Here is a 23,901-nt window from a genome sequence, read left to right as displayed (position 1 = left end):
ATGCAGTTCTATTCTAGTAGCTCGAAGGGGACATCGCCGCGTTAATGACAATTAACCATATCCATCTTCCCGTCGTCTCCTGCATGACGAAAGGTCGTCCCTGCTTTCGATCCCGAATCGACTGCCGCGTGGGGATGGCGCGTTTACCGGCGACTCAGCTTTACGTGTGAAATTGTGCCGGAAGGCCGATCGGCGTGGCGGAGTTTGTTCGTGCGTTGCTTCAAGCTCCTGCTGCTGTCCGGATTCCTGTGCCTGCCGCCGGCCCTCGCCGCGGCGCAGGAATGCGGGCCCAAGGCGCTCGGCACCGCCCGCACCCTCGAAGTGCCGTTCACGCAGGGACCGGTCGGCAGGGCGAGCTACGGCCGCACCCTGCCGCTCGACCGCGGCGAGGTGGTGCTGACCTTCGACGACGGCCCGCTGCCCCGGCGCACGCAGGCGGTGCTCGACGCCCTCAAGGCCGAATGCGTGAAGGCGACGTTCTTCGTCGTCGGCAGCATGGTGGCGCAGTTTCCCGACACCCTGCGGCGGACCGCCGCCGAGGGCCACACCATCGCGAGCCACACCTGGTCGCACCGCTATCTCGACCGGATCCGCAGCCCCGAGGTGCGGCGCGACCAGATCAATGGCGGCCTCGAGGCCGTCCGCACCGTCCTTACCGACGACGAGCCGGCCCTGTCGCCGTTCTTCCGCTTCCCCGGCCTCGGGCACAGCCCCGCCCTCGACCGTTACGCCGCGGCGCAGAAGCTGGTGCCGTTCAGCATCGACGTCGACGGCGACGACTGGAAGAAGATTTCGCCGGCGGCGGTGATGGCGCGGGTGCTCAGGCGCCTCGACGCGGCGGGACGGGGGATCATCCTTCTCCACGACATCCAGCCGCGGACCGTCGCGATCCTGCCCGAGCTGCTGCGCCGGCTGAAGGCGCGCCAGTACCGCGTCGTCCACGTCGTGCCGGCGCGGGCCGATACGCAGGCCGCGCTGGCGGCGCTCGACGCCCCGCAGGGGCGGCCGATCCGCCTCGCCCTCGACCGGCTCGGCGCCCGCATGGCGTCCTTCCGCGTGGTCGCCCGCCCGCCCGCCGGCCTCGCCGAGGAGGGGCCGCTCCTGCTCCGGGCGGGCCTGTTCGAGGAGGCGGAGGTGCCGCCCGCACCGCCGGCCCGGGACCAGAGCCGGTCCGGCGACGCGGTCCGCGTCGCCCTCGTCGCCGATCCGGGCCTGTCCGGCGCGCCCGCGCCCCGGGCCGGCTGGAGCGGGTTCGTGGTGATCGGCACGGCCCCGCAGGAAGCCGGCTTCCGCCCCGTCGCCGAGGCGGGACGCCCGCCGGCGCGATGAGCCCCGCCGCGTCCCTCCGGCCCTGCGCCGATCAGGTCACTCTCCGGAAAGCCCCCACGATGCGACGTCTCGGCCGGCTCCTGCCCGCCCTCCTTCTGTGCAGCGCCGGCGCCGCCCAGGCGATGAGCGCCGACGAGTCGCCGGCGGGCTGGTGGGCGCCGACCCTGCGCGACTGCGCCGACCCGGCGAGCCCGCGGGTGTTCGAGATCCGGCTGAAGCCCGCCGCCGAGGCCCGGCTCGACGCGCACGACCTGCGTTGCCGGATCGACAGGGTCTCCGACACGGCGATCGGCTATCGCCTCCACATGCGCTGCTTCCGCTCGGCCGAGGACCTGCGGACGGGCGCCCATGCGGAGGCCCGGCAGATCGTCGTCGACGCGATCGGCCCGGTGACCATGCGGGCCGACGGGCAGCGCGTCTATCGCTGCCGCTCCCGCCCGGCCGCTGCCAGGGAGGCGCCGCGCAGCCCCATCGCCGGGGAGGGGCCGGCCACCGTTCCGGCCCTGCCCCTGCCGGACGCCCCGATGCGCCTGACCGCGCTCGCTCCCGAGCCGGCGCCCGCTCCGCCACCTCCCGTCACGCCGCTCCCCGCGGCACCGGCTCCCGCCGCTCCGCCGCCTGTGCCCCCCTCGCTCGCCACTCCGCCGCTCGCCGCCCCTGGTCCGGGGCCGGACGCTCCCGCGCGCCTCGCGGCCCTTCCCGCCGAGCCGCTGCCGGTGCCCGCGGCGCCGCGCCTCGCGCCGCCCGTCGCCCTGCCGGCCGTGCGGCGCGGCAAGGTGGTCGGCTATCCCGGATCGCAGGGTGCCGGCACCATCGTGGTCGATACGTCGGCCCGCCTGCTCTTTCTCGTGCGCGGCGACGGGACGGCTTTGCGCTACCGGGTGGCGGTCGGGCGCCCCGGCACGACCTGGAAGGGCGTCCAGACGGTCACCGCCAAGCAGGAATGGCCGCAATGGACGCCGACGCCGGAGATGCGGCGCAGCCGGCCCGGCCTGCCGCGCATGGTGGCCGGCGGCCCGCGCAACCCGCTCGGCGCCCGGGCGCTGTATCTCGGCTCGACGCTCTACCGCATCCACGGCACCACCGATCCGGCCTCGATCGGCCGCGCCGCCTCGGCCGGCTGCTTCCGGATGCTGAACGAGGACGTGATCGAGCTCTACCGCTTCGTGCCCGTCGGCACCAAGGTCGAGGTGATCTGAGGCGCGTCCGGAACGATGGGCCGCGTCCGCCCGATTGCCTCCTGCAGTGGCACAAGCGCTGACAAGGAGGGCATCGATGGCCAAGGACGACGAAGACCGGCCGGCGACGATCTCGAACGGCCCCAACGCGCGCCCGAAGGACGAGACGATCGCCCAGACCGGCCCCGGTCTGCCGAACGACAGTAGCCCCCCGGTCGCGGTCGACGAGGAGGAGGCGAAGCGCATCGAGGAGAAGATCCGGTCGCTCTGAGGCCGGATCGGCGGATGATCGCGGGAGGTCTGTCGGCCGATCACGGAACGACGAGACCCTGTTCGACATACCGGAGGAGCTGTCGCTTCGACGGCGTCGTTCCAGGGCCGCGGCAGCGGAGCCCGGAATCCAGAACCGCCGATGCTCACGCGGCGTTCGAGATTCCCCCGAAAGTCTCCTGCGATCATCCCGCAAGACTGCCCGGTCTTGCCGGGCTCGACGTGAGGAGCCTGAGGCGGTTCGCCCGAAACACCCGCCTCGCGCGAAGGCAGGGTCAGGCCGGCATCTCGAACGCCACGCCGACGCGGCCGCGCCGACGCCAGACGACGCGGCAGCGGCGCATCACGAACTCGCCGGCAATCGCCAGCGTGAACGCGTCCGGCACCTCGAGGCCCGCCGGCACCGTGAGGGAGGCGCCCGCTGCCGTAACGTTCGTGACCTGGCATTCCACGGCCGGCGCGGGACGATCGAGGATCATCTCCCCGGAGTATCCTGCCTGTTCGGCCCGCGATGTCGTCGATGCGTTCATGGTCAATTTCTGGACAATAGCGGAGAGCGATTATGGTTCAAAATGGCCGGACATTCGCGCAGGAAATCGACCGAGGGCGGTAGGCAAAAATGCCTAATTCATGTGGCTCCGGTCCTGCGGCTCCGATCCGGTCGACCTGCCGCGAACGTCACCCTGCCGGCGCTGGCGCGAAGCTTGCTCGCCCGGCAAGCGTGACCGTTCACAACCCCGCAATCCGCCTTGACCGAGTGATCGGACCGGGGCGAACCTCGCGGGAGAGCCGGCTCCTTCGGGGCTCGGGCACGGCTCACGATCAGAGGCCCCGCAGGCAGGACTCGCCATGGATCGCAGGACGTTTCTGAAAGGCTCGGCCGCCCTCGGCGCCGCCGGCCTGGCGCCTCACCTCGCCGCCCCGGCGCTGGCGCAACCGGCCAAGGTGCTGCGCTTCGTGCCGCAGGCCAACCTCGCGAATTTCGACCCGATCTGGGGGACGCAATACGTCGTCCGCAATGCCGCGGCCCTCGTCTGGGACATGCTCTACGGCGTCGACGCGCAGCTGAAGCCCCAGCGCCAGATGGTCGAATCCGAGGAGGTCTCGGCCGACGGCCTGACCTGGACCTTCCGGCTGCGGCCGGGCCTCAAGTTCCACGACGGTGAGCCGGTGCTGCCGAAGGACGTGGTGGCGAGCCTCACCCGCTGGATGGCCCGCGACCCGATGGGCCTCATGATCCGGGCGATCCAGGCCGAGCTCAGCCCGGTCGACGACCGCAGCTTCCGCTGGCAGCTTAAAAAACCGTTCCCGAAGCTCCTGCTGGCGCTGGGCAAGAACAATGCGCCCTGCGCCTTCATCATGCCGGAGCGGATCGCCAGGACCGATCCGTTCACGCAGATCACCGAGTATGTCGGCTCCGGCCCGATGAAGTTCGCCCGCAGCGAATGGGTGCCGGGCGCCCGCGCGGTCTTCGAGAAATTTTCGGATTACATGCCCCGCGACGAGCCGTCCTCGTGGCTCGCCGGCGGCAAGCGCATGCTGCTCGACCGGGTCGAGTGGGTGATCATGCCCGATCCTGCCACCGCCTCGGCGGCGCTCCAGAACGGCGAGGTCGATTGGTGGGAGAACCCGATCCCCGATCTCGTCCCGCTCCTGCGCAAGAATTCCAATATCAACGTCGACATCGCCGATCCGCTGGGCAATATCGGCGCGTTCCGGATGAACCACCTCCATCCGCCTTTCGACAATCCGAAGGTGCGCCAGGCCGTCCTCATGGGCATGAACCAGGAGGATTACATGCGGGCGCTGATCGGCGACGACGACAAGCTGTGGAAGCCGCTGCCCGGCTTCTTCACCCCGGGCACCCCGCTCTACAGCGAGGCGGGCGGCCAAAAAATCGGCAAGGGCGACATCGCGGCGGCGAAGAAGCTGCTGGCCGAGGCCGGCTACAAGGGCGAGCCGGTGGTCTGCGTAGTGGCGCAGGACCAGCCGATCACCAAGAACATGGGCGACGTCACCGCCGACCTGCTCAAGCAGATGGGCATGAAGGTCGATTTCGTCGCCACCGACTGGGGCACCGTCGGCACGCGGCGCGCCTCGAAGGCGCCGCCGTCGCAGGGCGGCTGGAACATGTTCCACACCTGGCATGCCGGCGCCGATTGCATCAACCCGGCGGTCTATCCCGCCATCCGCGCCAACGGCGACAAGGCCTGGTTCGGCTGGCCCGACCTGCCGCCGGTCGAGGCCGGCATCACCGAGTGGTTCGATGCCGCCGATCCCGCGGCCGAGAAGGCGGCGATCGACAAGGTGAATGCCGCGGCGGTCGCCGGCGGCGTCTACGTGCCGACCGGCTACTTCCTCGGCTACCAGGCCTGGCGGAAAAACGTCACTGGCGTGGGCAAGGGGCCGCTGCCCTTCACCTGGGGCGTCTCCAAGGCCTGAGGACAGCCATTCCATGCTCGCCTTCCTCGTCAGGCGTATCTTGGCCGTCATCCCGGTGATGGCGGTGGTCGGGCTGTTCGTGTTCAGCCTGCTCTCGCTGGCGCCGGGCGACCCGGCGGCGCTGATCGCCGGCGACCAGGCCTCGCCGGCCGATATCGAGCGCATCCGCGCCTCGCTCGGCCTCGACCGGTCGTTCCTGGTCCGCTTCGGCGAGTGGGCCTGGCGCATCCTGCACGGGGATCTCGGCACCTCGATCTTCACCAACCTGCCGGTCACCACCATGATCGGGCAGCGGGTGCAGCCGACCGTCTCCCTGATGCTCGTCACGCTGATCTTCGCCGTCCTGGTGGCGGTGCCGCTCGGCGTCGTGGCGGCCTGGAAGGCGGGGCGGCTCGTCGACCGGCTGGTGATGGGGGCGGCGGTGCTCGGCTTCTCGGTGCCGGTCTTCGTCGTCGGCTACCTGCTCGCCTACGTCTTCGCGCTCGAACTCGGCTGGCTGCCGGCGCAAGGATACACGCCGATCGAGCAGGGAATCGGCCCCTGGCTCGCCAACCTCGTCCTGCCGGCGCTCACCCTCGGCCTCGTCTACATCGCGCTCATCGCCCGGGTCACACGGGCGACGATGCTCGACGTGCTCCAGCAGGATTACGTCCGAACGGCCCGGGCCAAGGGCGTGGCGCAGGGCGGCGTCCTGTTCGTCCACGCGCTGAAGAACGCCGCGGTGCCGATCGTCACAGTGATCGGCATCGGCATCGCGCTCCTCATCGGCGGCGCGGTCGTCACCGAGACGGTGTTCGCGATTCCGGGCCTCGGCCGTCTCACTGTCGATGCGATCCTGCGGCGCGACTATCCGGTCATCCAGGGCGTCGTGCTGCTGTTCAGCTTCACCTACGTGCTGGTCAACCTGGCGATCGACCTCCTCTACACCCTCATCGACCCGAGGATCCGCTATTGAGCGCCGCCCACCCTCTCGGGCCGGAGGCGCCTCCGGGCCTCGCGGTCGCCGCGCCGCTGCCCGACCTCTACCCGCCCCGGAAGGCGCTCGGGCCGATCCGCCGGACCTGGCGGCGCCACCCGACCATCGTGATCGGCGGCGCGATCCTGCTGATCGTCGCCCTGATGGCGATCCTGGCCCCGTATCTCGGGACCGTCGACCCGACGGCGATCAGCCCGTCCCGCCGCACGCGGGTGCCGTCAGCCCAGTACTGGTTCGGCACCGACATGCTCGGGCGCGACATCTATTCCCGCGTCGTCTACGGCGCCCGGGTCTCGCTCCTCGTCGGCTTCGCGGTGGCGCTGCTGGCCTCGCTGGCCGGCCTCGCGATCGGCCTCGTCTCCGGCATGGTGCGCTGGGCCGACGGGATCATCATGCGGATCGTCGACGGCCTGATGTCGATCCCGCCGATCCTCCTCGCGATCGCCCTGATGGCGCTGACCCGCGGCTCGGTCGAGAACGTGATCCTGGCGATCACCGTGGCGGAGATCCCCCGCGTCGCGCGGCTGGTCCGCGGCGTGGTGCTCTCCCTGCGCGAGCAGCCCTATGTCGAGGCGGCGGTGACCACCGGCACCCGCATGCCGATGATCATCTGGCGCCACATCCTGCCGAACACCCTGGCGCCCATGACCGTGCAGGCGACCTATATCTGCGCCTCGGCCATGATCGCCGAATCGATCCTGTCGTTCATCGGTGCCGGCGTGCCGCCCGCGACCCCGTCCTGGGGCAACATCATGGCCGAGGGCCGGGCGCTCTGGCAGGTGAAGTTCACCATCATCCTGTTCCCGGCGATTTTTTTGTCGCTTACCGTCCTCGCCGTGAACCTCGTCGGCGACGGCTTGCGCGATGCCCTCGACCCGCGGATGGCCAAGGATGCCTGACCTCAAGGAATCGGCCCTTCTCTCCGTCGAGAATCTCCAGGTCCATTTTCGCACGCCCGACGGGGTCAACCGCGCGGTCGACGGCGTCTCCTTCGCGATCGGCGCCGGCGAGACCCTGGCGATCGTCGGCGAATCCGGCTGCGGCAAGTCGGTGACCTCGATGTCGATCCTGCGGCTCCTGCCCGAGCCGCCGGCCCGCATCGCCGGCGCCATCCGGTTCGAGGGGCGCGACCTCCTGGGCCTGTCCGAGCGCGAGATGCGCCGCATCCGCGGCAACGCCATCAGCGTGATCTTCCAGGAGCCGATGACCTCGCTGAACCCGGTGCTGAGCGTCGGCCGCCAGATCGGCGAGACCCTGCGCCTGCACCAGGGCCTGTCGCGCAAGGAGGCGGAGGAGCGGGCGGTCGAGATGCTGGCCCTCGTCGGCATCCCGGAGCCGCGGCGCCGGGTGCGGGAATACCCGCACCAGCTCTCCGGCGGCATGCGCCAGCGGGTGATGATCGCCATCGCGCTCGCCTGCTCGCCAAAGCTCCTCATCGCCGACGAGCCGACCACCGCCCTCGACGTGACGATCCAGGCCCAGATCCTCGACCTGATGCGCGACCTCAAGCGCCGGGTCGGGGCCGCCATCATGCTCATCACCCACGATCTCGGCGTGGTGGCGGAGGTCGCCGACCGGGTGGTGGTGATGTATGCCGGCCGCAAGGTCGAGGAGGCGGCGGTCCGCGACCTCTTCCGCAGCCCCCGCCACCCCTACACGCGCGGCCTGATGGGCGCGGTGCCGCGGCTCGGCGCCGCCGAGCGGCCGGGCGCAGCCCAGCGGCTGGCCGAGATCCCCGGCATGGTGCCGAGCCTCAAGACCCGCATCGACGGCTGCGTCTTCGCCGGCCGCTGCGCTTCCGCCACCGATCTCTGCCGCAGCCACGCCCCGGCTCTGGAGCCGAAGGCGCCGGGCCACCTCGCCGCCTGCCACTACGCGCCGAAGGACGCGCTCGCCGCGTGAGCCAGCCCCTCCTCGCCGTCAACGACCTGCGCAAGCACTTCCTGCTCGGCGGTGGCCTTCTGGGACGCAATGCTCGCAGCCTCAAGGCGGTGGACGGCGTCTCCTTCACCCTGGAGAAGGGGGAGACCCTCTCCCTCGTCGGCGAATCCGGCTGCGGCAAGTCGACGGTCGCCCGCGGCCTGATGCGGCTGTTCCCGCCCACCTCCGGCCAAGTGGTGCTCGGGGGCCGTCGCATCGACGACCTCTCGGCCGGCGCGCTCCGCCCCTTGCGCCGGCGGATCCAGATGGTGTTTCAGGACCCGTTCTCCTCGCTCAACCCGCGGATGCGGGTGCGCGACATCCTGGCCGAGCCGATCCGCAATTTCGGCCTGGCGAAGTCCCGCGCCGATCTCGACGGGCGCCTCGCCGCCCTGATGGAGCGGGTCGGCCTGCCGCGTGAGGCCCTGTCGCGCTTTCCGCACGAGTTCTCCGGCGGGCAGCGCCAGCGTATCGGCATCGCCCGGGCGCTCGCCGCCGAGCCGGACCTGATCATCTGCGACGAGGCGGTCTCGGCCCTCGACGTCTCGGTCAAGGCGCAGATCGTCAACCTGCTTCAGGACCTGCAGAAGGAGCTGGACCTGGCGCTGCTGTTCATCTCGCACGATCTCGCCATCGTCGAGCACATGACCCACCGGGTGGCGGTGATGTATCTCGGCAAGATCGTCGAGATCGGCCCGCGCCGAGAGATCTTCCTGGCGCCGCGGCATCCCTACACGAGAGCGCTGCTCTCCGCCGTGCCGGTGCCGGAGCCCGATGCCGGGCGCACCCGCATCGTGCTGCGTGGCGACGTGCCGAGCCCGATCGACCCGCCGAGCGGCTGCCGCTTCCATACCCGCTGCCCGCACGCCTTCGAGCGCTGCCGCAGCGAGGAGCCGCGGCTCGATTCCGTCGGCGGCGACCATTTCGCGGCCTGCCACCTCGATGGCACCGCCCTGCCGGCGCAAGCCGCGTGACCGGCCCGTCCTATGTCATCATCAGGGGAAGAACCGTGCAGCACGAGCTGATCCTGCGGGGCGCCCGCATCATCGATCCGTCGCAGAACCACGACGGCATCGCCGATGTCGCCTTCGCGAACGGCCTCGTCTCGGGCTTCGGCCGCGACCTGCCCGTCGGGGAGGAGACGGAGGTCCGGGAGATGGGCGGGGCGATCGTCACCCCGGGCCTCATCGACCTGCACACCCACGTCTACTGGGGCGGCACCTCGCTCGGCATCGACGCCGACGAGTTCTGCCGACTTTCCGGCGTCACCACCTCGGTCGATACCGGCAGCGCCGGGCCCGGCAACTTCCCAGGGTTCCGCAAGCACGTGATCGAGCGCTCCGAGGCCCGGATCCTCGCCTACCTGCACGTCTCGTTCGCCGGCATCTACGGCTTCTCCAAGACCGTGATGGTCGGCGAGAGCCAGGATATGCGCCTGATGGCGCCCCGCGAGGCGGTGGCGGTGGCGGAGGCGAACCGCGACGTGATCGTCGGCATCAAGGTCCGGGTCGGGGCCCATGCCTCGGGCACGCAAGGGACGGCGCCTCTCGAGATCGCCCTCCAGGTCGCCGCGGAGACCGGCCTGCCGCTGATGGCCCATATCGACGAGCCGCCGCCGAGCTACGAGGCGGTGCTGGCGATGCTGCGCCCCGGCGACGTCCTCACCCACGCCTTCCGGCCGTTCCCGAACTCGCCGGTGACGGCGCAGGGCGCAGTGAAGCCGGCAGTCCGCGAGGCGCGCGCGCGCGGCATCCTGTTCGATATCGGCCACGGCAAGGGCTCCTTCGCCTTCAAGACCGCCCGCGCCATGCTGGCCGGCGGCTTCCTGCCGGACACGATCTCGTCGGACGTCCACGCGCTCTGCATCGACGGCCCGGCCTTCGACCAGGTCACCACGATGTCCAAGATGCTCTGCCTCGGCATGAGCCTGAACGAGGTGATCGCCGCCTCGACGGTGAACGCTGCGGTCGCGCTCCAGCGCATGGAATACGGCAGCCTCCGGGTCGGGTCGCTCGGCGACGCGACGGTGCTGGCGGTACGGGAGGGCGCGTTCGACTACGTCGATGTGCTGGGCGAGCATATGACCGGGGATCGGCGGATCACGTCGGAGGGCGTGGTGCTGCGCGGGCAGTGGTGGCATCCGGCGTGAGGGACCGGCCCCGTGCGGCCGCGCCGCCTCACCCTCCGGGCGCGAACAGTTCCCGCTCCGCCTCCACCACCGCGTAGATGTGCTCGGCGACCGCGCGAATGCGGGCGAGGTCGCGGCTGTCGGCGTGCATCATCAGCCAGAAGCTGCGGGTGAGCGACACCGCGTCCGGCAGCACGCATGTCAGGTCGCGGCGCCCGGAGGCCATGAAGCAGGGCAGTACCGCGAGGCCCAATCCCGCCACCGTCGCCTGCAATTGCGCATTCAGGTTGGCACTGCGCAGCCGCGCGCCGGCCCCCGGCGCGACCTGGTGCAGGTAGTCGAGTTCCGGCGAGTAGAGCAGTTCGTCGATATAGCCGATGAAGCGGTGGCCCTCGAGGTCGCTTCGCTCCCGGATCGGCGGGAGACGGGCGAGGTAGGCGGGGGCGGCGTAGAGCTTGAGCGTATAGTCGGTGAGCTTGCGCCCGACGATGCGGCCCTCCGGCGGCAGGCTCAGGCCGATGGCGATGTCGGCCTCGCGCTTCGACAGGCTGAACAGCCGGGCGGTGGCGACGAGCTCGATGTCGAGATCCGGGTGGCGCTCGATGAGGGTGGTGAGGCGGGGCGCCAGGAAGGCGCTGCCGAAGCCGTCCGGCGCGCCGATCCGCACCGTGCCGACGAGCTGCGCCGCCGCCCGGCCGATCGCCGTCTCGCCGTGGATGATCGCCGATTCGATCGCGTCGGCGGTCGCGACCAGCGCGAGGCCGGCTTGCGTCGCGGTGTAGCCCGAAGCGCGGCGATGGAAGAGCTTTTCGCCGAGGCGCCGCTCCAGCCGGTCGATCCGCCGGATCACCGTGGCGTGGTCGACCCCGAGCCGCCGCGCCGCCGCCGAGACCGTGCCGGCCCGGTGCACGGCCAGGACGAAGCGGTAATCGTCCCACACGTCTCCCTTCGGCCCATCCGGTTCCCGCATTCGTGCACACCCGTTCCGCTCTCACGCCCCTTCCGCTATGTGGATCGCCAGGGCAAGGTGGCCCCAACACAGTCGATCCAGGGAGGATCCCTCATGGTGCGCGAAGTCGGGCACTTCATCGGCGGCGAGCACGTTCCCGGCCGCTCGGGCCGCTTTTCCGACATCTACCAGCCGATGACCGGCGAGGTGGTCGGGCGCCTGGCGCTGGCGAGCCAGGCCGAGATGCGCGCCGCGATCGAGAACGCCGCCAAGGCGCAGGTGGCCTGGGCCGCCACCAACCCGCAGCGCCGCGCGCGGGTGATGATGCGCTTCCTCGACCTCGTGGCGCGCGAGATGGACAGCCTCGCCGACCTGCTCGCCCGCGAGCACGGCAAGACCATCCCCGACGCCAAGGGCGACATCCAGCGCGGCGTCGAGGTGGTGGAATTCGCCTGCGGCATCCCGCACCTGCAGAAGGGCGAGTATACCGAAGGCGCCGGCCCCGGCATCGACATCTACTCGATGCGCCAGCCGCTCGGAGTGGTCGCCGGCATCACGCCGTTCAACTTCCCGGCGATGATCCCGATGTGGAAGTTCGCCCCGGCGATCGCCTGCGGCAACGCCTTCATCCTCAAGCCCTCGGAGCGCGATCCGGGCGTGCCGATGCGGCTCGCCGAGCTGATGATCGAGGCGGGGCTCCCGGCCGGCATCCTCAACGTCGTCAACGGCGACAAGGAGGCGGTCGACGCGATCCTCGACGACGACATCATCCAGGCGGTCGGCTTCGTCGGCTCCTCCGACATCGCCCAGTACGTCTATGCCCGGGCGACCGCGACGGGGAAGCGCGCCCAGTGCTTCGGCGGCGCCAAGAACCACATGATCATCATGCCGGATGCCGACATGGACCAGGCCGTCGACGCCCTGATGGGCGCCGGCTACGGCTCGGCCGGGGAGCGCTGCATGGCGGTCTCGGTGGCGGTGCCGGTCGGCGAGAAGACCGCCGACGCCCTGATGAGCAAGCTGATCCCGCGGGTCGAGAGCCTGAAGATCGGTCCCTCGACCGATCCGAGCGCCGATTACGGCCCGCTGGTGACGAAGGCCGCCCTCGAGCGCGTACGCAACTACGTCGAGATCGGGATCAAGGAAGGCGCCAAGCTCGCGGTCGACGGCCGGCCCTTCAAGATGCAGGGCTACGAGAACGGGTTCTACATGGGCGGCTGCCTGTTCGACCACGTGACGCCGGAGATGCGGATCTACAAGGAAGAGATCTTCGGCCCCGTGCTGTCGGTGGTGCGGGCCAAGGACTACGCCGAGGCCCTGCGGCTCCCCAACGAGCACGAATACGGCAACGGCGTCGCGATCTTCACCCGCGACGGCGACGCGGCGCGCGACTTCGCCGCCAAGGTTCAGGTCGGCATGGTCGGCATCAACGTGCCGATCCCGGTGCCGCTGGCCTACTATACCTTCGGCGGCTGGAAGCGCTCGGGCTTCGGCGACCTCAACCAGCACGGCCCGGACGCCGTGCGCTTCTACACCAAGACCAAGACGGTCACCCAGCGCTGGCCGTCGGGGGTGAAGGAAGGCGCGCAATTCTCGATGCCGGTGATGCAGTAAGCACGTCCCGACGCCCGCACGAGGCGCGGATATCTCCTCTCCCCGCCCGCGGGGGGAGGAGACGACCCGCGCCTCATCCGGCCGGGCCAAGACCAAGACAGAACAGGAGGAAAAGCCGCCATGACCCTGTTCACCCTGCCTGAGGACCAGGTCGCCATCCGCGACATGGCGCGCAGCTTCGCGGCCGAGCGGATCGCGTCGCACGCGCTCGATTGGGACGAGCGCAAGCATTTCCCCGTCGACGTGCTGCGGGAAGCCGCAGGGCTCGGCATGGGCGGCATCTACATCTCGGAAGACCATGGCGGATCGGGGCTGACCCGGCTCGACGCCGCGCTGATCTTCGAGGCGCTGAGCCTCGGCTGCCCGACGGTCGCGGCCTTCCTGTCGATCCACAACATGGCCGCCTGGATGATCGACAAGTTCGGGTCGGCGGCCCAGCGCGAGCGCTTCCTGCCGGGGCTCTGCCGCATGGATCACGTGGCGGCCTACTGCCTGACCGAGCCGGGCTCAGGCTCCGACGCCGCGGCGCTCCGCACCACCGCCCGGCGCGAGGGCGACCACTACATCCTCAACGGCGCCAAGCAATTCATCTCCGGCGCCGGCGCGGCCGACGTCTACGTCACGATGGTCCGCACCGGCGAGGCGGGCCCGAAGGGCATCTCGACCCTTGTAGTGCCCTCCAGCGCGCCCGGCCTGTCCTTCGGGCCGAACGAGCGCAAGATGGGCTGGAACGCCCAGCCGACCCGGGCGGTGATCTTCGAGGAATGCCGGGTGCCGGTCGAGAACCGCCTCGGCGAGGAGGGGATCGGCTTCCGCATCGCCATGGCGGGACTCGATGGCGGCCGGATCAATATCGGCGCCTGCTCCCTCGGGGGGGCCCAGGCCGCCCTCGACAAGAGCCTCGCCTACATGGCCGAGCGCAAGGCGTTCGGGAAGCGCATCGACGAGTTCCAGGCCCTGCAATTCCGCCTCGCCGACATGGCGACGGAGCTGGAGGCCGCCCGCGCCCTCCTGTACGGCGCCGCCGCCGCCCTCGACCGCCGCGACCCCGACGCCACCCAGCGCTCCGCGATGGCCAAGCGCTTCGCGACCGACACCGGCTTTCGGGTCGCCAACGAGGCGCTGCAACTCCATGGCGGCTACGGCTACCTGTCGGAATACGGCGTGGAGAAGATCGTCCGCGACCTGCGGGTGCACCAGATCCTGGAGGGCACCAACGAGATCATGCGGGTGATCGTGGCGCGGGGCTTGGTGGGGAACTGAAGACGTGGCCGTATCAGGCCATGCGCGCCGCAAGGGCCCGGCGAACTCCCTCGGGATCGTGCGCGATGACCGCGAGGTAAGCCTGGGCGGGCCGGTCGGGGACGGTGCGGCCTTGCTCCCGTTCCCGGTGCCGATCGGGATGTGATAGCGTGCGGCGAACTCTTCCTGTGTCAGCGCGAGGACTCGCCGCGACGTTCGGATGCGGGGCAGGCGTCGGGAGCCTGTCAGGCTTTCAGGGCTGGTCGGCTGCGCATCGGGATCGGCCGCCGCCGCGGCTGCGACCTCCGCGTCGATCATCGGTCGCGAACGGCGTCTCGCTTCCGTCCGGATGGCCTAGCACGACGGTTCCGTCAGGGCGCATTCTCGCGGAAATCATGGTCTCGCTCATGTCGCTCTGCCCGTCGCGCGGAGTTCAGGCGGATCTCCTCACCTCGCTCAGTCTAGATTACGAACGGGATGACGCTATCGCACATGCCAAGCATGTCGATGCGTTCCTCCCCGTAAGCCTCCCGCTCATCGATCCGTTCGATGGCGAATGGATCACGAAACGTTTTGATGGCGGTCTCGATTGCGACGCCGTGACGGCGCAGATTCGATGTCGCCTTCCGCTCATCCCAGGTGAACCGCTCCGCCATGGCTATACGGATTCTCCGTAGCTGATCCAAACAACGATACGGCAAAAAAGGAACACAACGATGACGCAGATCGCTTTCCTGGGCCTCGGCAACATGGGCGGGCCGATGGCCGCCAACCTGGCGGCGGCGGGGCACGCGGTGACGGGCTTCGACCTGATGCCGGAGGCGCTCGAGGCCGCCCGCGCGGCCGGCGTGTCGGTCGCCGAGAGCGCCGAGGCGGCGGTGACGGGGGCCGAGATCGTCGTCACCATGCTGCCGGCGGGCCGTCACGTGCTGGCGGTCTACGACGCGGTGCTGCCCCACGCCGCACCCGGGGCCCTGATGATCGACTGCTCGACCATCGACGTCGCCAGCGCCCGGGCGGCCCACGAGAAGGCGCAAGCGCGCGGTCTTGCCAGCCTCGACGCCCCGGTCTCCGGCGGCGTCGGCGGCGCCAAGGCGGCGACCCTGACCTTCATGGCCGGCGGCACCCCGGACGCCTTCGCCCGGGCCGAGCCGGTCCTCGCGAAAATGGGCCGCAAGGTCGTCCATTGCGGCGAGGCCGGCGCCGGCCAGGCTGCCAAGATCTGCAACAACATGATCCTCGGCATCTCGATGATCGGCGTCGCCGAGGCCTTCGTGCTGGCGGAAAAGCTCGGCCTGTCGCACCAGGCCCTGTTCGACGTCGCCTCGACCTCGTCGGGCCAGTGCTGGTCGCTCACCACCTACTGCCCGGTTCCCGGCCCGGTCCCGGCCTCGCCCGCCAACAACGACTACAAGCCGGGCTTTGCCGCCGCCCTGATGCTGAAGGACCTGCGCCTCGCGCAGGAGGCTGCTGCGGGTGCCGGCGCGGCGACGCCGCTCGGCGCCCATGCGGAAGCGATCTACGCCGCCTTCGAGGCGGCCGGGCAGGGCGGTACCGACTTCTCGGGGATCATCCGTCACCTGCGCGAGGCGGGGCGGGAGTAGAGGAGGGGCTGATCGGCCCAGAGCTGCGGGTCGTCGCGACGAGGATGGGAGAGCTTGAGCACGCGCCGCCCGCACGGTACTGGTTACTCATGCGACCGCTCTTCGCCCCGACCCTGCGAATGACCCGGCCCGACCGCACGAGGTCCGGCCGGAGAGGGTGACGCGCACCAGCGCGAGACAGGCGAGAGCGCCGAACCCAGCCCTTCCGTGCCGAGCGGGAGGGCTTTTTCGTCTTCGTGGGTTCGGCGCGTCCACCGTTTCCGTACGGGACGCTCCCCATGTCGCACCGCATCCTCATCACCAGCGCGCTGCCCTATGTCAGCGGCGCCAAGCACCTCGGCAATCTCGTCGGCTCGCTTCTGCCGGCCGACGTCCACGCCCGTTTCCATCGTCAGATCGGCAGCGAGGTGCTGTTCGTCTGCGCCACCGACGAGCATGGCACGCCCACCGAGATCGCGGCGGCGCAAGCGGGTCTCGCGCCGCGCGCGTTCTGCGACGCCGGGCACGCGCGCCAATCGGAGATCTGCCGGCGCTTCGGGCTGAGCTTCGACCATTTCGGCCGCTCCTCCGCCCCGTCCAACCACGCGCTGAAGCAGCACTTCTACCGCCGCCTCGACGAGGCTGGGCTGATTGCCGAGCGGAGCGGGCCGCAGATCTGGTCGCCCGCCGATCGCCGCTCTCTGCCCACAACGAAAAACGGCCGCCGGGCGTTTCGCCCAGCGGCCGTCGAGAGGGGCGGACCCTTCGGGTCCGCCGATCCGGCTCAGCCGATCCGCAGATCAGAGGCCGTTGAACTTGTAGCTGAACCCGGCGCGGACCAGGTTGCCCTCGGTGTGGAAGCGCGAGGTGTAGGAGCCGCGCGGCTGCGCGGCGGCGGCCACCGTGAGGCCGGTGTTGTTCACCAGCACGTTGCGGCTGCCGAGATCGTAATGCAGGTACTCGGCCTTGATCGTCACCGCCTGGGACTGCACGCCGAGCAGGCTCAGCAGGCTGAAGCGGGCCAGGAACGAGTCGGTCGGCAGGGCGTACTCGATGCCGCCGCCATAGGCGTAACCGGTCTCGAGCTCGTTGTAGCGGCCGGCATAGGCCAGGGCGAGCGGCGGGGTGGCGCCGGCCGTGGTGTAGAAGTTGGCGCGGTAATCAACGCCGCCATAGGCGAAGCCGCCCATGCCGTAGACGAAGACGCGGTCGAAGGCGTAGCCGACGCGGCCGACGACGGTGCCGAGCCAGGACAGCTCCTGACGGAAGGCGCTCGGGTCGGGGAAGCCGCCATTCGCGGCGAGCTGCGGGCCGAGATAGAAGGTGTTCTTGTGGAGGTCGGTCCAGGCCCAGTCCGCCTGGACGCCGACCACGAAGCCCGAGCCCGGCGTGAACTGGTAGTTGTAGCCGAAGCCGCCGCCGATATTGGCCAGGCCGTCCTGCTCGTTGCGCACCACCGGCGGGCGACGCAGGGTCGCGACGTTGCCGATCGTGTTGGTCGGCGTCAGGTCGTTGCCGACCGTGTTGATGCGCTGGCGGTCGGTGAAGGTGTAGTCGGTGTGCAGGCCGGCATAGAAGCCGGTCCAGGTGAAGACCGGCACCGGCGTGAAGACCGGCGGCGGGGCGACGCGGGCCGGCAGGTCGGCCGCGAAGGCCGCCCCGGTGAGGAGCGACGTCGCGGCGCCGGCGAGCAGGAACTTCTTGAGCACTGGAGGACGCCCCGGTTGAGCGAAAATGTGGCTGTAGGCTAGCTTGAGCGTGGCCGCGCGCCTATGACCGCCGCGCCACACCTGGCGGTTGACCGATCGGGTTTCTGAATTTTTTCCGTGCGCTGCCGCACGACGTGGCCGGCAAACCCCCGAGGAGTCATGCCTGTGCGAGACATGCCCGCGCGAGAGGGCGCCAAGGCCCTGATGATCCAGGGCACGGGCTCGGATGTCGGCAAGTCGCTGATCGTCGCCGGGCTCGCCCGCGCCTTCGCGCGGCGGGGCCTGCGGGTGCGGCCGTTCAAGCCGCAGAACATGTCGAACAATGCCGCCGTCACCGCCGATGGCGGCGAGATCGGCCGGGCCCAGGCGCTCCAGGCCCGCGCGGCGGGCGTCGCGCCGTCCGTGCACATGAACCCGGTGCTCCTGAAGCCGCAGAGCGAGACCGGCTCGCAGGTGGTGGTGCAGGGGCGGATGGTCGGCACCGCGCGGGCCCGGGAGTACCAGGCCTGGAAGCCGCGGCTGCTGGCGGCGGTCGTCGAGAGCTTCGGGCGGCTGCGCGCCGAATCCGACCTGGTGCTGGTCGAGGGCGCGGGCTCGGCCTCGGAGGTGAACCTGCGCCGGGGCGACATCGCCAATATGGGGTTTGCCCGTGCCACCGGCACGCCGGTGGTGCTCCTCGGCGACATCGACCGCGGCGGGGTGATCGCGAGCCTCGTCGGCACGAAGGCGGTGCTCGATCCCGAGGATGCCGCGATGGTGCGGGGCTTCCTCGTCAACCGTTTCCGCGGCGACCCGAACCTGTTTTCCGACGGCATGGACCTGATCGCCGCCCGCACCGGCTGGGAAGCGCTCGGGCTGATCCCGCATTTCCCGGACGCCGCGCGGCTGCCGGCGGAGGACGTGCTCGGCCTGCGCGGCGCCGAGCGGCCGGGCGGAAAGGTCGTGGCGGTGCCGGTCCTGCCGCGCATCGCCAATTTCGACGACCTCGATCCCTTGCGGGCCGAGCCCGGGGTGAGCGTGGTGCTGGTGGAGCCCGGCCGGCCGATCCCGGCCGAGGCCGGCCTCGTGCTGCTGCCGGGCTCCAAGACCACGATCCCCGACCTCGCCTTCCTGCGCCGGCAGGGCTGGGACATCGACATCCTGGCCCATCGCCGCCGCGGCGGGCGGGTGCTCGGCCTGTGCGGCGGCTACCAGATGCTCGGCACCACTCTGAGCGATCCGCAGGGCATCGAGGGGCCGCCCGGCACGGTGGCGGGCTTAGGCCTCCTCGACGTCGCGACGGTGCTCACGGCCGAGAAGCGGCTCGCCGCGGCGCGCGGCGTCAGCCTGCCGGACGGAACGCCGTTCACCGGCTACGAGATGCATGTCGGCGAAACCGACGGGCCCGACGCGGCCCGGCCGCTGCTCCGCCTCGCCTGCGGCCGCCCTGACGGCGCCGTGTCGGCCGACGGGCTCGTCTGCGGCACCTACGTGCACGGCCTGTTCGCCGACGAGGGCCAGCGTGCCCTGTGGCTGAACCGACTCGGCACCGCGCCGGGGCCGGAGGCCTACGAAGCGGTGATCGACAGCGTGCTCGACGGCCTCGCCGACCACCTCGAGGCGCATGTCGATTGCGACCGGCTGCTGGCGCTGGCGGGCGGCGGCCGGCCGTGAGCGGCGGCCCCCGCGATTTTAGCGGCGGGCCTCCGTCGCCATCCGGACGGCGAGGGCGGCCAGCACCGTTCCCATCACCCAGCGCTGCACGACGGCGAAGGACGGCCGCCGGGTCAGGAACAGCGCGATCGATCCGGCCGAGACCGCGATGAGCGCGTTGACCAGGACGCTGACGACGATCTGCACCGTGCCGAGCACGAGCGCCTGGCCCAGCACGCTCCCGGCCGCCGGATCGATGAATTGCGGCAGCAGCGACAGGTACATGACGGCGATCTTCGGATTGAGCAGGTTGGTCAGGAAGCCCATGAGGAACAGCGTGCGAGGGCTGTCCTTCGGCAGGTCCTCGACCTCGAAGGGCGAGCGGCCGCCGGGCCGGACGGCCTGCCAGGCGAGCCAGAGCAGGTAGGCCGCGCCGCCGAGGCGGACCGCGTCGTACGCATAGGGCACCGCGAGGACGAGCGCGGTGATGCCGAAGGCCGCGCAGAGCATGTAGACGACGAAGCCGAGGGCCACGCCGCCGAGCGAGATCAGGCCCGCCGTCCTGCCCTGGCAGATCGAGCGCGAGATCAGGTAGATCATGTTGGGTCCGGGCGTCAGGACCATGCCGAGCGCGATCGCCGCGAAGGCGAGGAGGTTGCTTGAGGCGGGCATCGTCGTTCCCTTGCAGGAGGATGCCCAGACGCGCGGCGACGGCCCTTCGCGCTCCCCGATGGTGCCCCATCTCAAGCGTCAGTCACGCGAGGGTGAGGGATCCTATCGCCGACGCCCTCGCCCGTCGAGACGACGTCTCGCCGGCGTACCCTTACGAAACCGTCATCTCCCGCTCAGCATCGGTTAAGCCCTTGCGGCGCGTCATGAGGGTGGCTGACGAAAGGGGAGGGCACGGGCATGGCGGTCGATCCGCGCTGGACGGCGCTCGCCCTCGGGCGTTTCGGGCTCGGCGCCCGTCCGGGCGACCTCGCCCGGGCGGAGCCGGTCGAGGAGGTCTTGCGCGGCGAGATTCAGGCGGGCGTCGTCCCCCTGCCGGGCGGGCCGAGCCTCTCCTCCGCGTCGACCCTGCTCACCGCCCTCCAGGCGGAGGATCAGAGCCGCAAGCTCGCCCGGGCCGGCAACCTGGACGCCCCGACGCCGGAAGGCCCGCCGGCGCCGCCGATCCCGGAGCGCACCTACCAGGCCGAGGTGGCGGCCCGCCTCGCCCTGGCGCAACAGGCGCCCACCGGCCTCGTCGAGCGCCTGGTCTGGTTCTGGGCCAACCACTTCACCGTCTCGGTGGTGCGGGGGGCGAACCTGCGGGTCAGCGCCGGCGCCTTCGAGCGCGAGGCGATCCGCCCGCACGTGCTCGGGCGGTTTCGCGACCTGCTGCTCGCCGCCGCCACCCATCCGGCGATGCTGATCTACCTCGACAACATCGCCTCGGTGGGCCCCAACTCGCCGGCGGGCCAGCGCCAGGGAAAGGGCCTCAACGAGAATCTCGGCCGCGAGCTCCTGGAGCTGCACACCCTCGGCAGCGAGGGCGGCTACGGCCAAGCCGACGTGACGGCGCTCGCCCGCATCCTCACCGGCTGGTCGCTGCAGCGCGACGGCCAGGCTGCGGGCCTGCCGGGTGCGACCGCCTTCCGACGCGCCGCCCACGAGCCGGGCGCGGTGACGCTGTTGGGCCGCACCTATCTCGATGTCGGGCCCGAGCAGCTGCGCATGGCTCTCGACGACCTCGCGGTGCATCCCGCGACCGCCCGCCACGTCGCCTTGCGGCTCGCCCGCCACTTCGTCGCCGACGATCCGCCCCCCGCCCTGGTGGCGCGCCTCGCCCAGACCTTCATCGACCAGGACGGCGACCTGTCGCGGGTGTCGCTGGCGCTGATCGAGGCGCCGGAGGCCTGGAACCCGGTTCAGCGCAAGATCCGCTCGCCGCAGGAATTCTTGGTCGCGGCCTTGCGCGGCCTCGCCCTCGCGCCCCATCCCGGAATGGTGATGAACGGGCTCGCCGCCCTCGGCCAGCCATTCTGGTCCGCCCCGGCCCCGAACGGCTATCCCGACGATGCCGGCGCCTGGGCCTCGCCGGAGGGGTTGCGCACGCGGCTCGACCTCGCCGCCCGGACGGGCCAGCTCGCCGCCGGCACCGACCCGGCGGCCTTTGCCGAGTCGGTGCTGGGGCCGCTCGCCACCGACGAGACCCGCACGGCGCTGCGCCGGGCCGAGAGCCGGGCGCAAGCCATCGCCCTCGTCCTGATGGCCCCCGAGTTCCAGCGACGGTGATCCCCATGACGGAATCGTGCGATGTCCACCCGAGCCGCCGGGCGATCCTCGGCACCGCCGGCGCTTTGTTCGCCTGGGGCGCCATCCCCCGCACCGCTTACGCCGCGCCGGGCGCCCGCGACGCCCGCCTCGTGGTGGTGATCCTGCGGGGCGCCCTCGACGGCCTCTCGGCGGTGGCGCCCCTGGGCGACCCGGCCTATGCCGCTCTACGTCCCGGCATCGCGCTCACCCGCGACGGGCCGGCGGCGGCTCTGCCCCTCGACGGCTTCTTCGCCCTGCATCCGGCGCTGCCGACCTTCGCGCGGCTCTATGCCACCCGCCAGGCCCTGGTGGTGCATGCGGCTGCCACCGGCTACCGCGAACGCTCTCATTTCGACGGGCAGGACGTGCTCGAGAGCGGCCAGCCCGGCCCCGGTTTCACCGCGAGCGGCTGGCTCAACCGCCTCGCCGCCGCCCTGCCGGCCGGCGAGGGGATCCCGCCCCGGACCGCCCTCGGCATCGGCGTGGTGCCGCCCCTGATCCTGCGCGGGCCGGCCCCGGTCCTCGGCTGGGCGCCGCCGCGCCTGCCGCGGGCGAGCGACGAGCTCGGCCGCCGGGTGCTCGGCCTCTACGAGGCCCGCGACCCGGCGCTGGCGGCCTCCCTCGCCCGCGGCCTCGGCGTCGATGCCCTGGCGAAGGGCGGGCCGACGGGCGCGGGCGGCCTGCGCGGCCTCGCCGAGGGCGCGGCCCGGCTGATCGCGGCCGATGACGGCCCGCGCCTCGCGGCCTTGGCCCTCGACGGCTGGGACACCCATGCCGACGAGGGCGGCGCCACCGGCCGCCTCGCGGGTCTACTCGGGGGGCTCGACGGGGTGTTTTCCGCCTTCGCCGAGATCCTGGCCCCGCGCTGGGCCGACACCGCGATCCTGGTCGTCACCGAGTTCGGCCGCACCGCCCGGGTCAACGGCACCACCGGCACCGATCACGGCACCGGCACGGTGGCGTTCCTCCTCGGCGGAGCGGTGCGCGGCGGCCGGGTTCTGGCGGATTGGCCGGGCCTTGCCCCGGCGCAGCTCCACGAGGGCCGCGACCTCACCCCGACCACGGATGTGCGGTCCATCGCCAAGGGCTTGGCGGCGGACCTGTTCGGCCTGTCGCCGGCTTTGCTCGCCCGCAGCGTCTTCCCGGGGACCGAGGCGTTGCGGCCGGTGGGTGGGCTGGTGGCGTAGGGCGCCGGCCGGCGGGCGCCGTCGCAGGGTCTTCTCAGGACAGGAAGGAGTGCAGGTTCCTCCCTCTCCCGTGTCGGGGAGGGGCCGGGGGTGAGGGTCGCTCGGTTTCCGCAATGGTTCTCAACCGCTGAGCTGCGCAGCGCGACGCTTGGCGGATTATCCTGATCCGTCTCCACCCTCACCCGACTCCTCTTCCACACGGGAAAGGGGATCCCGCGCTTGACTTCAAATGAAATTGGCCACGGGCGATCCGCCGCCGCACCCGGCGGCGGCGACCCTGCGCGACGCGTTCGCTGCGATGCCAGGCGGCGTGCTCCTCCCGGAGAGCCTAGCCCGCCGGATCCTCGGGATGCTCCCGCATCACCGCCTCGGCGAGCGCGTCGATGGCCTCGCGCGGGATCAGCCGGGAGAGGATGAGCCCTTCGACGAGCGCCCAGCCGATGGCGAACGCGACGGGGGAAAGGACGGCGGCGGCCACGGCATATGTGAGGGTTGACCAGAGCCACTCCACCATCGCCCGAAGCCAAGAACAATCGAAAGCCGTGCTATAAAGTGAAGCATTGCGATTTGAATGGGAGGTAGATTGCGAATTTTGCCACACACGTAAAATGATTTTTTTTGTTTTCGACGGCCCTCCGACACATAGTCCCACGAGGCTCCGCGGCTCACTTGCAATCATTTTACCAACTAATTTGCGTCATTGTGAGAAACTGAAAGACATAATGCATTACACGCTGGCCGATCGAGTTTCGCTCTCGACAGAAATGCTCAGCAAAATCGAGCGTCGAGTTGCATCGTCGTCGTTGGAAAATATTAAACGCCCGTCATGGGTTTTTGGAATAGCAGAATTTGCGCTGTTCGGCGCTGGATTCGTCATTGCCAATGAAGGCGATCGAATGTTGATATTATCAAAAATACAGATCAATATATTGCGCTCGAACAATGAACAAATTGCGCGCGTGGATACGTCGCTTGCCGGTTCCATTGATTGGGTATTTTTGCGCCTGTGTGCAAAATTGGAAGCTTGCCCAAACTCACACTTGATTCTAACATTTTTCGTATTCTGAAATCTATTTATTTATTCAATCGACAATTTAATTATTATTTAACCACAATCACATCTGAAATATTTATTGCGGCTATAGTATCTCATCTTATCTATGTTTTGAGAGTAAAAACCCCGGCCTCCCCTCAAGTATCATTTATATTAAAGCGTAAAACAGAAACAGGCCAAGACCTGAATGACTTGCATTACTAATGCAATTGCTAATAAACGCTGGGAAACTCAATCTCAAGCGTTTCACATTGCAATAATGATACTAATAAGAAAAATACAATCTTGAGTTAATTAGCATTCTGGTGCGGACGGCGGGACTCGAACCCGCACGACCAGAGGTCGCAAGATTTTAAGTCTCGTGCGTCTACCGATTCCGCCACGTCCGCG

At 70.0% G+C, this 23,901-nt stretch carries 22 protein-coding genes, 1 tRNA gene, 1 pseudogene and 1 riboswitch; of the genes and pseudogenes, 17 read left to right on the top strand and 7 right to left on the bottom strand.

Annotation, left to right across the window (positions count from 1 at the left end; genetic code table 11):
* Nucleotides 1-210 precede the first annotated feature (210 nt).
* The 3 genes from DA075_RS31960 (at nucleotide 211) to DA075_RS36890 (ending at nucleotide 2,778) form a co-directional block, all read left to right on the top strand.
* Nucleotides 211-1,329 carry a polysaccharide deacetylase family protein gene (locus DA075_RS31960; RefSeq protein ID WP_123834527.1) on the top strand — a complete coding sequence of 373 codons (1,119 nt, stop codon included), beginning with the start codon at nucleotides 211-213 and terminating at the stop codon, nucleotides 1,327-1,329.
* Nucleotides 1,330-1,388: 59 nt separating this feature from the next.
* Nucleotides 1,389-2,528 carry a L,D-transpeptidase gene (locus DA075_RS38460; RefSeq protein ID WP_338068037.1) on the top strand — a complete coding sequence of 380 codons (1,140 nt, stop codon included), beginning with the start codon at nucleotides 1,389-1,391 and terminating at the stop codon, nucleotides 2,526-2,528.
* Between the two features lie 76 nt (nucleotides 2,529-2,604).
* Complete coding sequence (locus DA075_RS36890; RefSeq protein WP_164712578.1) at nucleotides 2,605-2,778, top strand: hypothetical protein; 174 nt, start codon at nucleotides 2,605-2,607, stop codon at nucleotides 2,776-2,778.
* Between the two features lie 274 nt (nucleotides 2,779-3,052).
* Here the strand turns inward: DA075_RS36890 and DA075_RS31950 are convergent, their stop codons facing one another.
* Nucleotides 3,053-3,307 carry a PilZ domain-containing protein gene (locus DA075_RS31950; RefSeq protein ID WP_108394344.1) on the bottom strand — a complete coding sequence of 85 codons (255 nt, stop codon included), beginning with the start codon at nucleotides 3,305-3,307 and terminating at the stop codon, nucleotides 3,053-3,055.
* Between the two features lie 319 nt (nucleotides 3,308-3,626).
* Between DA075_RS31950 and DA075_RS31945 the strand changes: the two genes are divergently transcribed.
* The 6 genes from DA075_RS31945 to DA075_RS31920 are packed head-to-tail and all read left to right on the top strand — an operon-like array spanning nucleotide 3,627 to nucleotide 10,264.
* Complete coding sequence (locus DA075_RS31945) at nucleotides 3,627-5,219, top strand: ABC transporter substrate-binding protein (RefSeq protein ID WP_099957151.1); 1,593 nt, start codon at nucleotides 3,627-3,629, stop codon at nucleotides 5,217-5,219.
* Nucleotides 5,220-5,232: 13 nt separating this feature from the next.
* Nucleotides 5,233-6,174, top strand: coding sequence for an ABC transporter permease (locus DA075_RS31940; protein WP_099957150.1), 942 nt, complete (start codon nucleotides 5,233-5,235; stop codon nucleotides 6,172-6,174).
* Nucleotides 6,171-7,094 carry an ABC transporter permease gene (locus DA075_RS31935; protein WP_099957149.1) on the top strand — a complete coding sequence of 308 codons (924 nt, stop codon included), beginning with the start codon at nucleotides 6,171-6,173 and terminating at the stop codon, nucleotides 7,092-7,094. The genes DA075_RS31940 and DA075_RS31935 overlap by 4 nt, the downstream gene beginning before the upstream one ends.
* Complete coding sequence (locus DA075_RS31930) at nucleotides 7,087-8,097, top strand: ABC transporter ATP-binding protein (protein WP_164712577.1); 1,011 nt, start codon at nucleotides 7,087-7,089, stop codon at nucleotides 8,095-8,097. The genes DA075_RS31935 and DA075_RS31930 overlap by 8 nt, the downstream gene beginning before the upstream one ends.
* On the top strand, nucleotides 8,094-9,089 hold the full coding sequence (locus tag DA075_RS31925) for an ABC transporter ATP-binding protein (RefSeq protein ID WP_099957147.1): 996 nt from the start codon (nucleotides 8,094-8,096) through the stop codon (nucleotides 9,087-9,089). The genes DA075_RS31930 and DA075_RS31925 overlap by 4 nt, the downstream gene beginning before the upstream one ends.
* Nucleotides 9,090-9,124: 35 nt before the next feature.
* Nucleotides 9,125-10,264, top strand: coding sequence for an amidohydrolase/deacetylase family metallohydrolase (locus DA075_RS31920; protein WP_099957146.1), 1,140 nt, complete (start codon nucleotides 9,125-9,127; stop codon nucleotides 10,262-10,264).
* A gap of 28 nt (nucleotides 10,265-10,292) precedes the next feature.
* Here the strand turns inward: DA075_RS31920 and DA075_RS31915 are convergent, their stop codons facing one another.
* Nucleotides 10,293-11,213: a LysR family transcriptional regulator gene (locus DA075_RS31915; RefSeq protein WP_099957145.1), complete on the bottom strand. Its 921-nt coding sequence runs from the start codon at nucleotides 11,211-11,213 to the stop codon at nucleotides 10,293-10,295.
* Between the two features lie 96 nt (nucleotides 11,214-11,309).
* On the opposite strand from DA075_RS31915, the gene DA075_RS31910 reads away from it, so the two are divergent.
* Nucleotides 11,310-12,806: a CoA-acylating methylmalonate-semialdehyde dehydrogenase gene (locus DA075_RS31910; protein ID WP_099957571.1), complete on the top strand. Its 1,497-nt coding sequence runs from the start codon at nucleotides 11,310-11,312 to the stop codon at nucleotides 12,804-12,806.
* Nucleotides 12,807-12,926: 120 nt separating this feature from the next.
* Nucleotides 12,927-14,069 (top strand): acyl-CoA dehydrogenase family protein, encoded by a 1,143-nt coding sequence (locus tag DA075_RS31905; protein ID WP_099957144.1) that lies wholly within the window; start codon nucleotides 12,927-12,929, stop codon nucleotides 14,067-14,069.
* A gap of 440 nt (nucleotides 14,070-14,509) precedes the next feature.
* Here the strand turns inward: DA075_RS31905 and DA075_RS31895 are convergent, their stop codons facing one another.
* Nucleotides 14,510-14,704: a BrnT family toxin gene (locus DA075_RS31895; RefSeq protein WP_244936702.1), complete on the bottom strand. Its 195-nt coding sequence runs from the start codon at nucleotides 14,702-14,704 to the stop codon at nucleotides 14,510-14,512.
* A gap of 60 nt (nucleotides 14,705-14,764) precedes the next feature.
* Here DA075_RS31895 and mmsB point away from each other — a divergent pair, with 60 nt between their 5' ends.
* Both mmsB and DA075_RS31885 read left to right on the top strand, forming a co-directional pair.
* Nucleotides 14,765-15,652 (top strand): 3-hydroxyisobutyrate dehydrogenase, encoded by an 888-nt coding sequence (mmsB, locus tag DA075_RS31890; RefSeq protein ID WP_099957143.1) that lies wholly within the window; start codon nucleotides 14,765-14,767, stop codon nucleotides 15,650-15,652.
* A gap of 278 nt (nucleotides 15,653-15,930) precedes the next feature.
* Nucleotides 15,931-16,281: pseudogene (locus tag DA075_RS31885) on the top strand (class I tRNA ligase family protein); the annotation flags it as partial.
* A 150-nt stretch (nucleotides 16,282-16,431) separates the two neighbouring features.
* Here DA075_RS31885 and DA075_RS31880 read toward each other — a convergent pair.
* Nucleotides 16,432-17,340: an outer membrane protein gene (locus DA075_RS31880; RefSeq protein ID WP_099957142.1), complete on the bottom strand. Its 909-nt coding sequence runs from the start codon at nucleotides 17,338-17,340 to the stop codon at nucleotides 16,432-16,434.
* Between the two features lie 204 nt (nucleotides 17,341-17,544).
* On the opposite strand from DA075_RS31880, the gene DA075_RS31875 reads away from it, so the two are divergent.
* Nucleotides 17,545-18,993: a cobyric acid synthase gene (locus DA075_RS31875; RefSeq protein ID WP_099957570.1), complete on the top strand. Its 1,449-nt coding sequence runs from the start codon at nucleotides 17,545-17,547 to the stop codon at nucleotides 18,991-18,993.
* A gap of 18 nt (nucleotides 18,994-19,011) precedes the next feature.
* On the opposite strand, the gene DA075_RS31870 is transcribed toward DA075_RS31875, so the two are convergent.
* Entirely contained in the window at nucleotides 19,012-19,644 is a 633-nt protein-coding gene (locus DA075_RS31870; RefSeq protein ID WP_099957141.1) for a LysE family translocator, read from the bottom strand.
* A gap of 15 nt (nucleotides 19,645-19,659) precedes the next feature.
* Nucleotides 19,660-19,740: riboswitch (ZMP/ZTP riboswitch) on the bottom strand.
* Between the two features lie 141 nt (nucleotides 19,741-19,881).
* On the opposite strand from DA075_RS31870, the gene DA075_RS31865 reads away from it, so the two are divergent.
* Complete coding sequence (locus DA075_RS31865) at nucleotides 19,882-21,249, top strand: DUF1800 domain-containing protein (protein WP_099957140.1); 1,368 nt, start codon at nucleotides 19,882-19,884, stop codon at nucleotides 21,247-21,249.
* Between the two features lie 5 nt (nucleotides 21,250-21,254).
* The gene (locus DA075_RS31860) at nucleotides 21,255-22,457 is read left to right on the top strand and encodes a DUF1501 domain-containing protein (protein WP_099957139.1); all 1,203 of its coding nucleotides are present in this window, start codon (nucleotides 21,255-21,257) and stop codon (nucleotides 22,455-22,457) included.
* Nucleotides 22,458-22,785: 328 nt separating this feature from the next.
* On the opposite strand, the gene DA075_RS31855 is transcribed toward DA075_RS31860, so the two are convergent.
* Complete coding sequence (locus DA075_RS31855) at nucleotides 22,786-22,971, bottom strand: hypothetical protein (RefSeq protein WP_099957138.1); 186 nt, start codon at nucleotides 22,969-22,971, stop codon at nucleotides 22,786-22,788.
* A 208-nt stretch (nucleotides 22,972-23,179) separates the two neighbouring features.
* Here DA075_RS31855 and DA075_RS36180 point away from each other — a divergent pair, with 208 nt between their 5' ends.
* Nucleotides 23,180-23,524 carry a hypothetical protein gene (locus DA075_RS36180; protein ID WP_123834525.1) on the top strand — a complete coding sequence of 115 codons (345 nt, stop codon included), beginning with the start codon at nucleotides 23,180-23,182 and terminating at the stop codon, nucleotides 23,522-23,524.
* Between the two features lie 290 nt (nucleotides 23,525-23,814).
* On the opposite strand, the gene DA075_RS31850 is transcribed toward DA075_RS36180, so the two are convergent.
* Nucleotides 23,815-23,900 (bottom strand) — tRNA-Leu (locus DA075_RS31850).
* Nucleotide 23,901 lies beyond the last annotated feature (1 nt).

The sequence above is a fragment of the Methylobacterium currus genome, assembly GCF_003058325.1.
GTDB classification, from domain to species: domain Bacteria; phylum Pseudomonadota; class Alphaproteobacteria; order Rhizobiales; family Beijerinckiaceae; genus Methylobacterium; species Methylobacterium currus.
The sequence above is the reverse complement of the archived record's forward strand: the minus strand, read 5'-3'. Positions and strand labels throughout refer to the sequence as shown.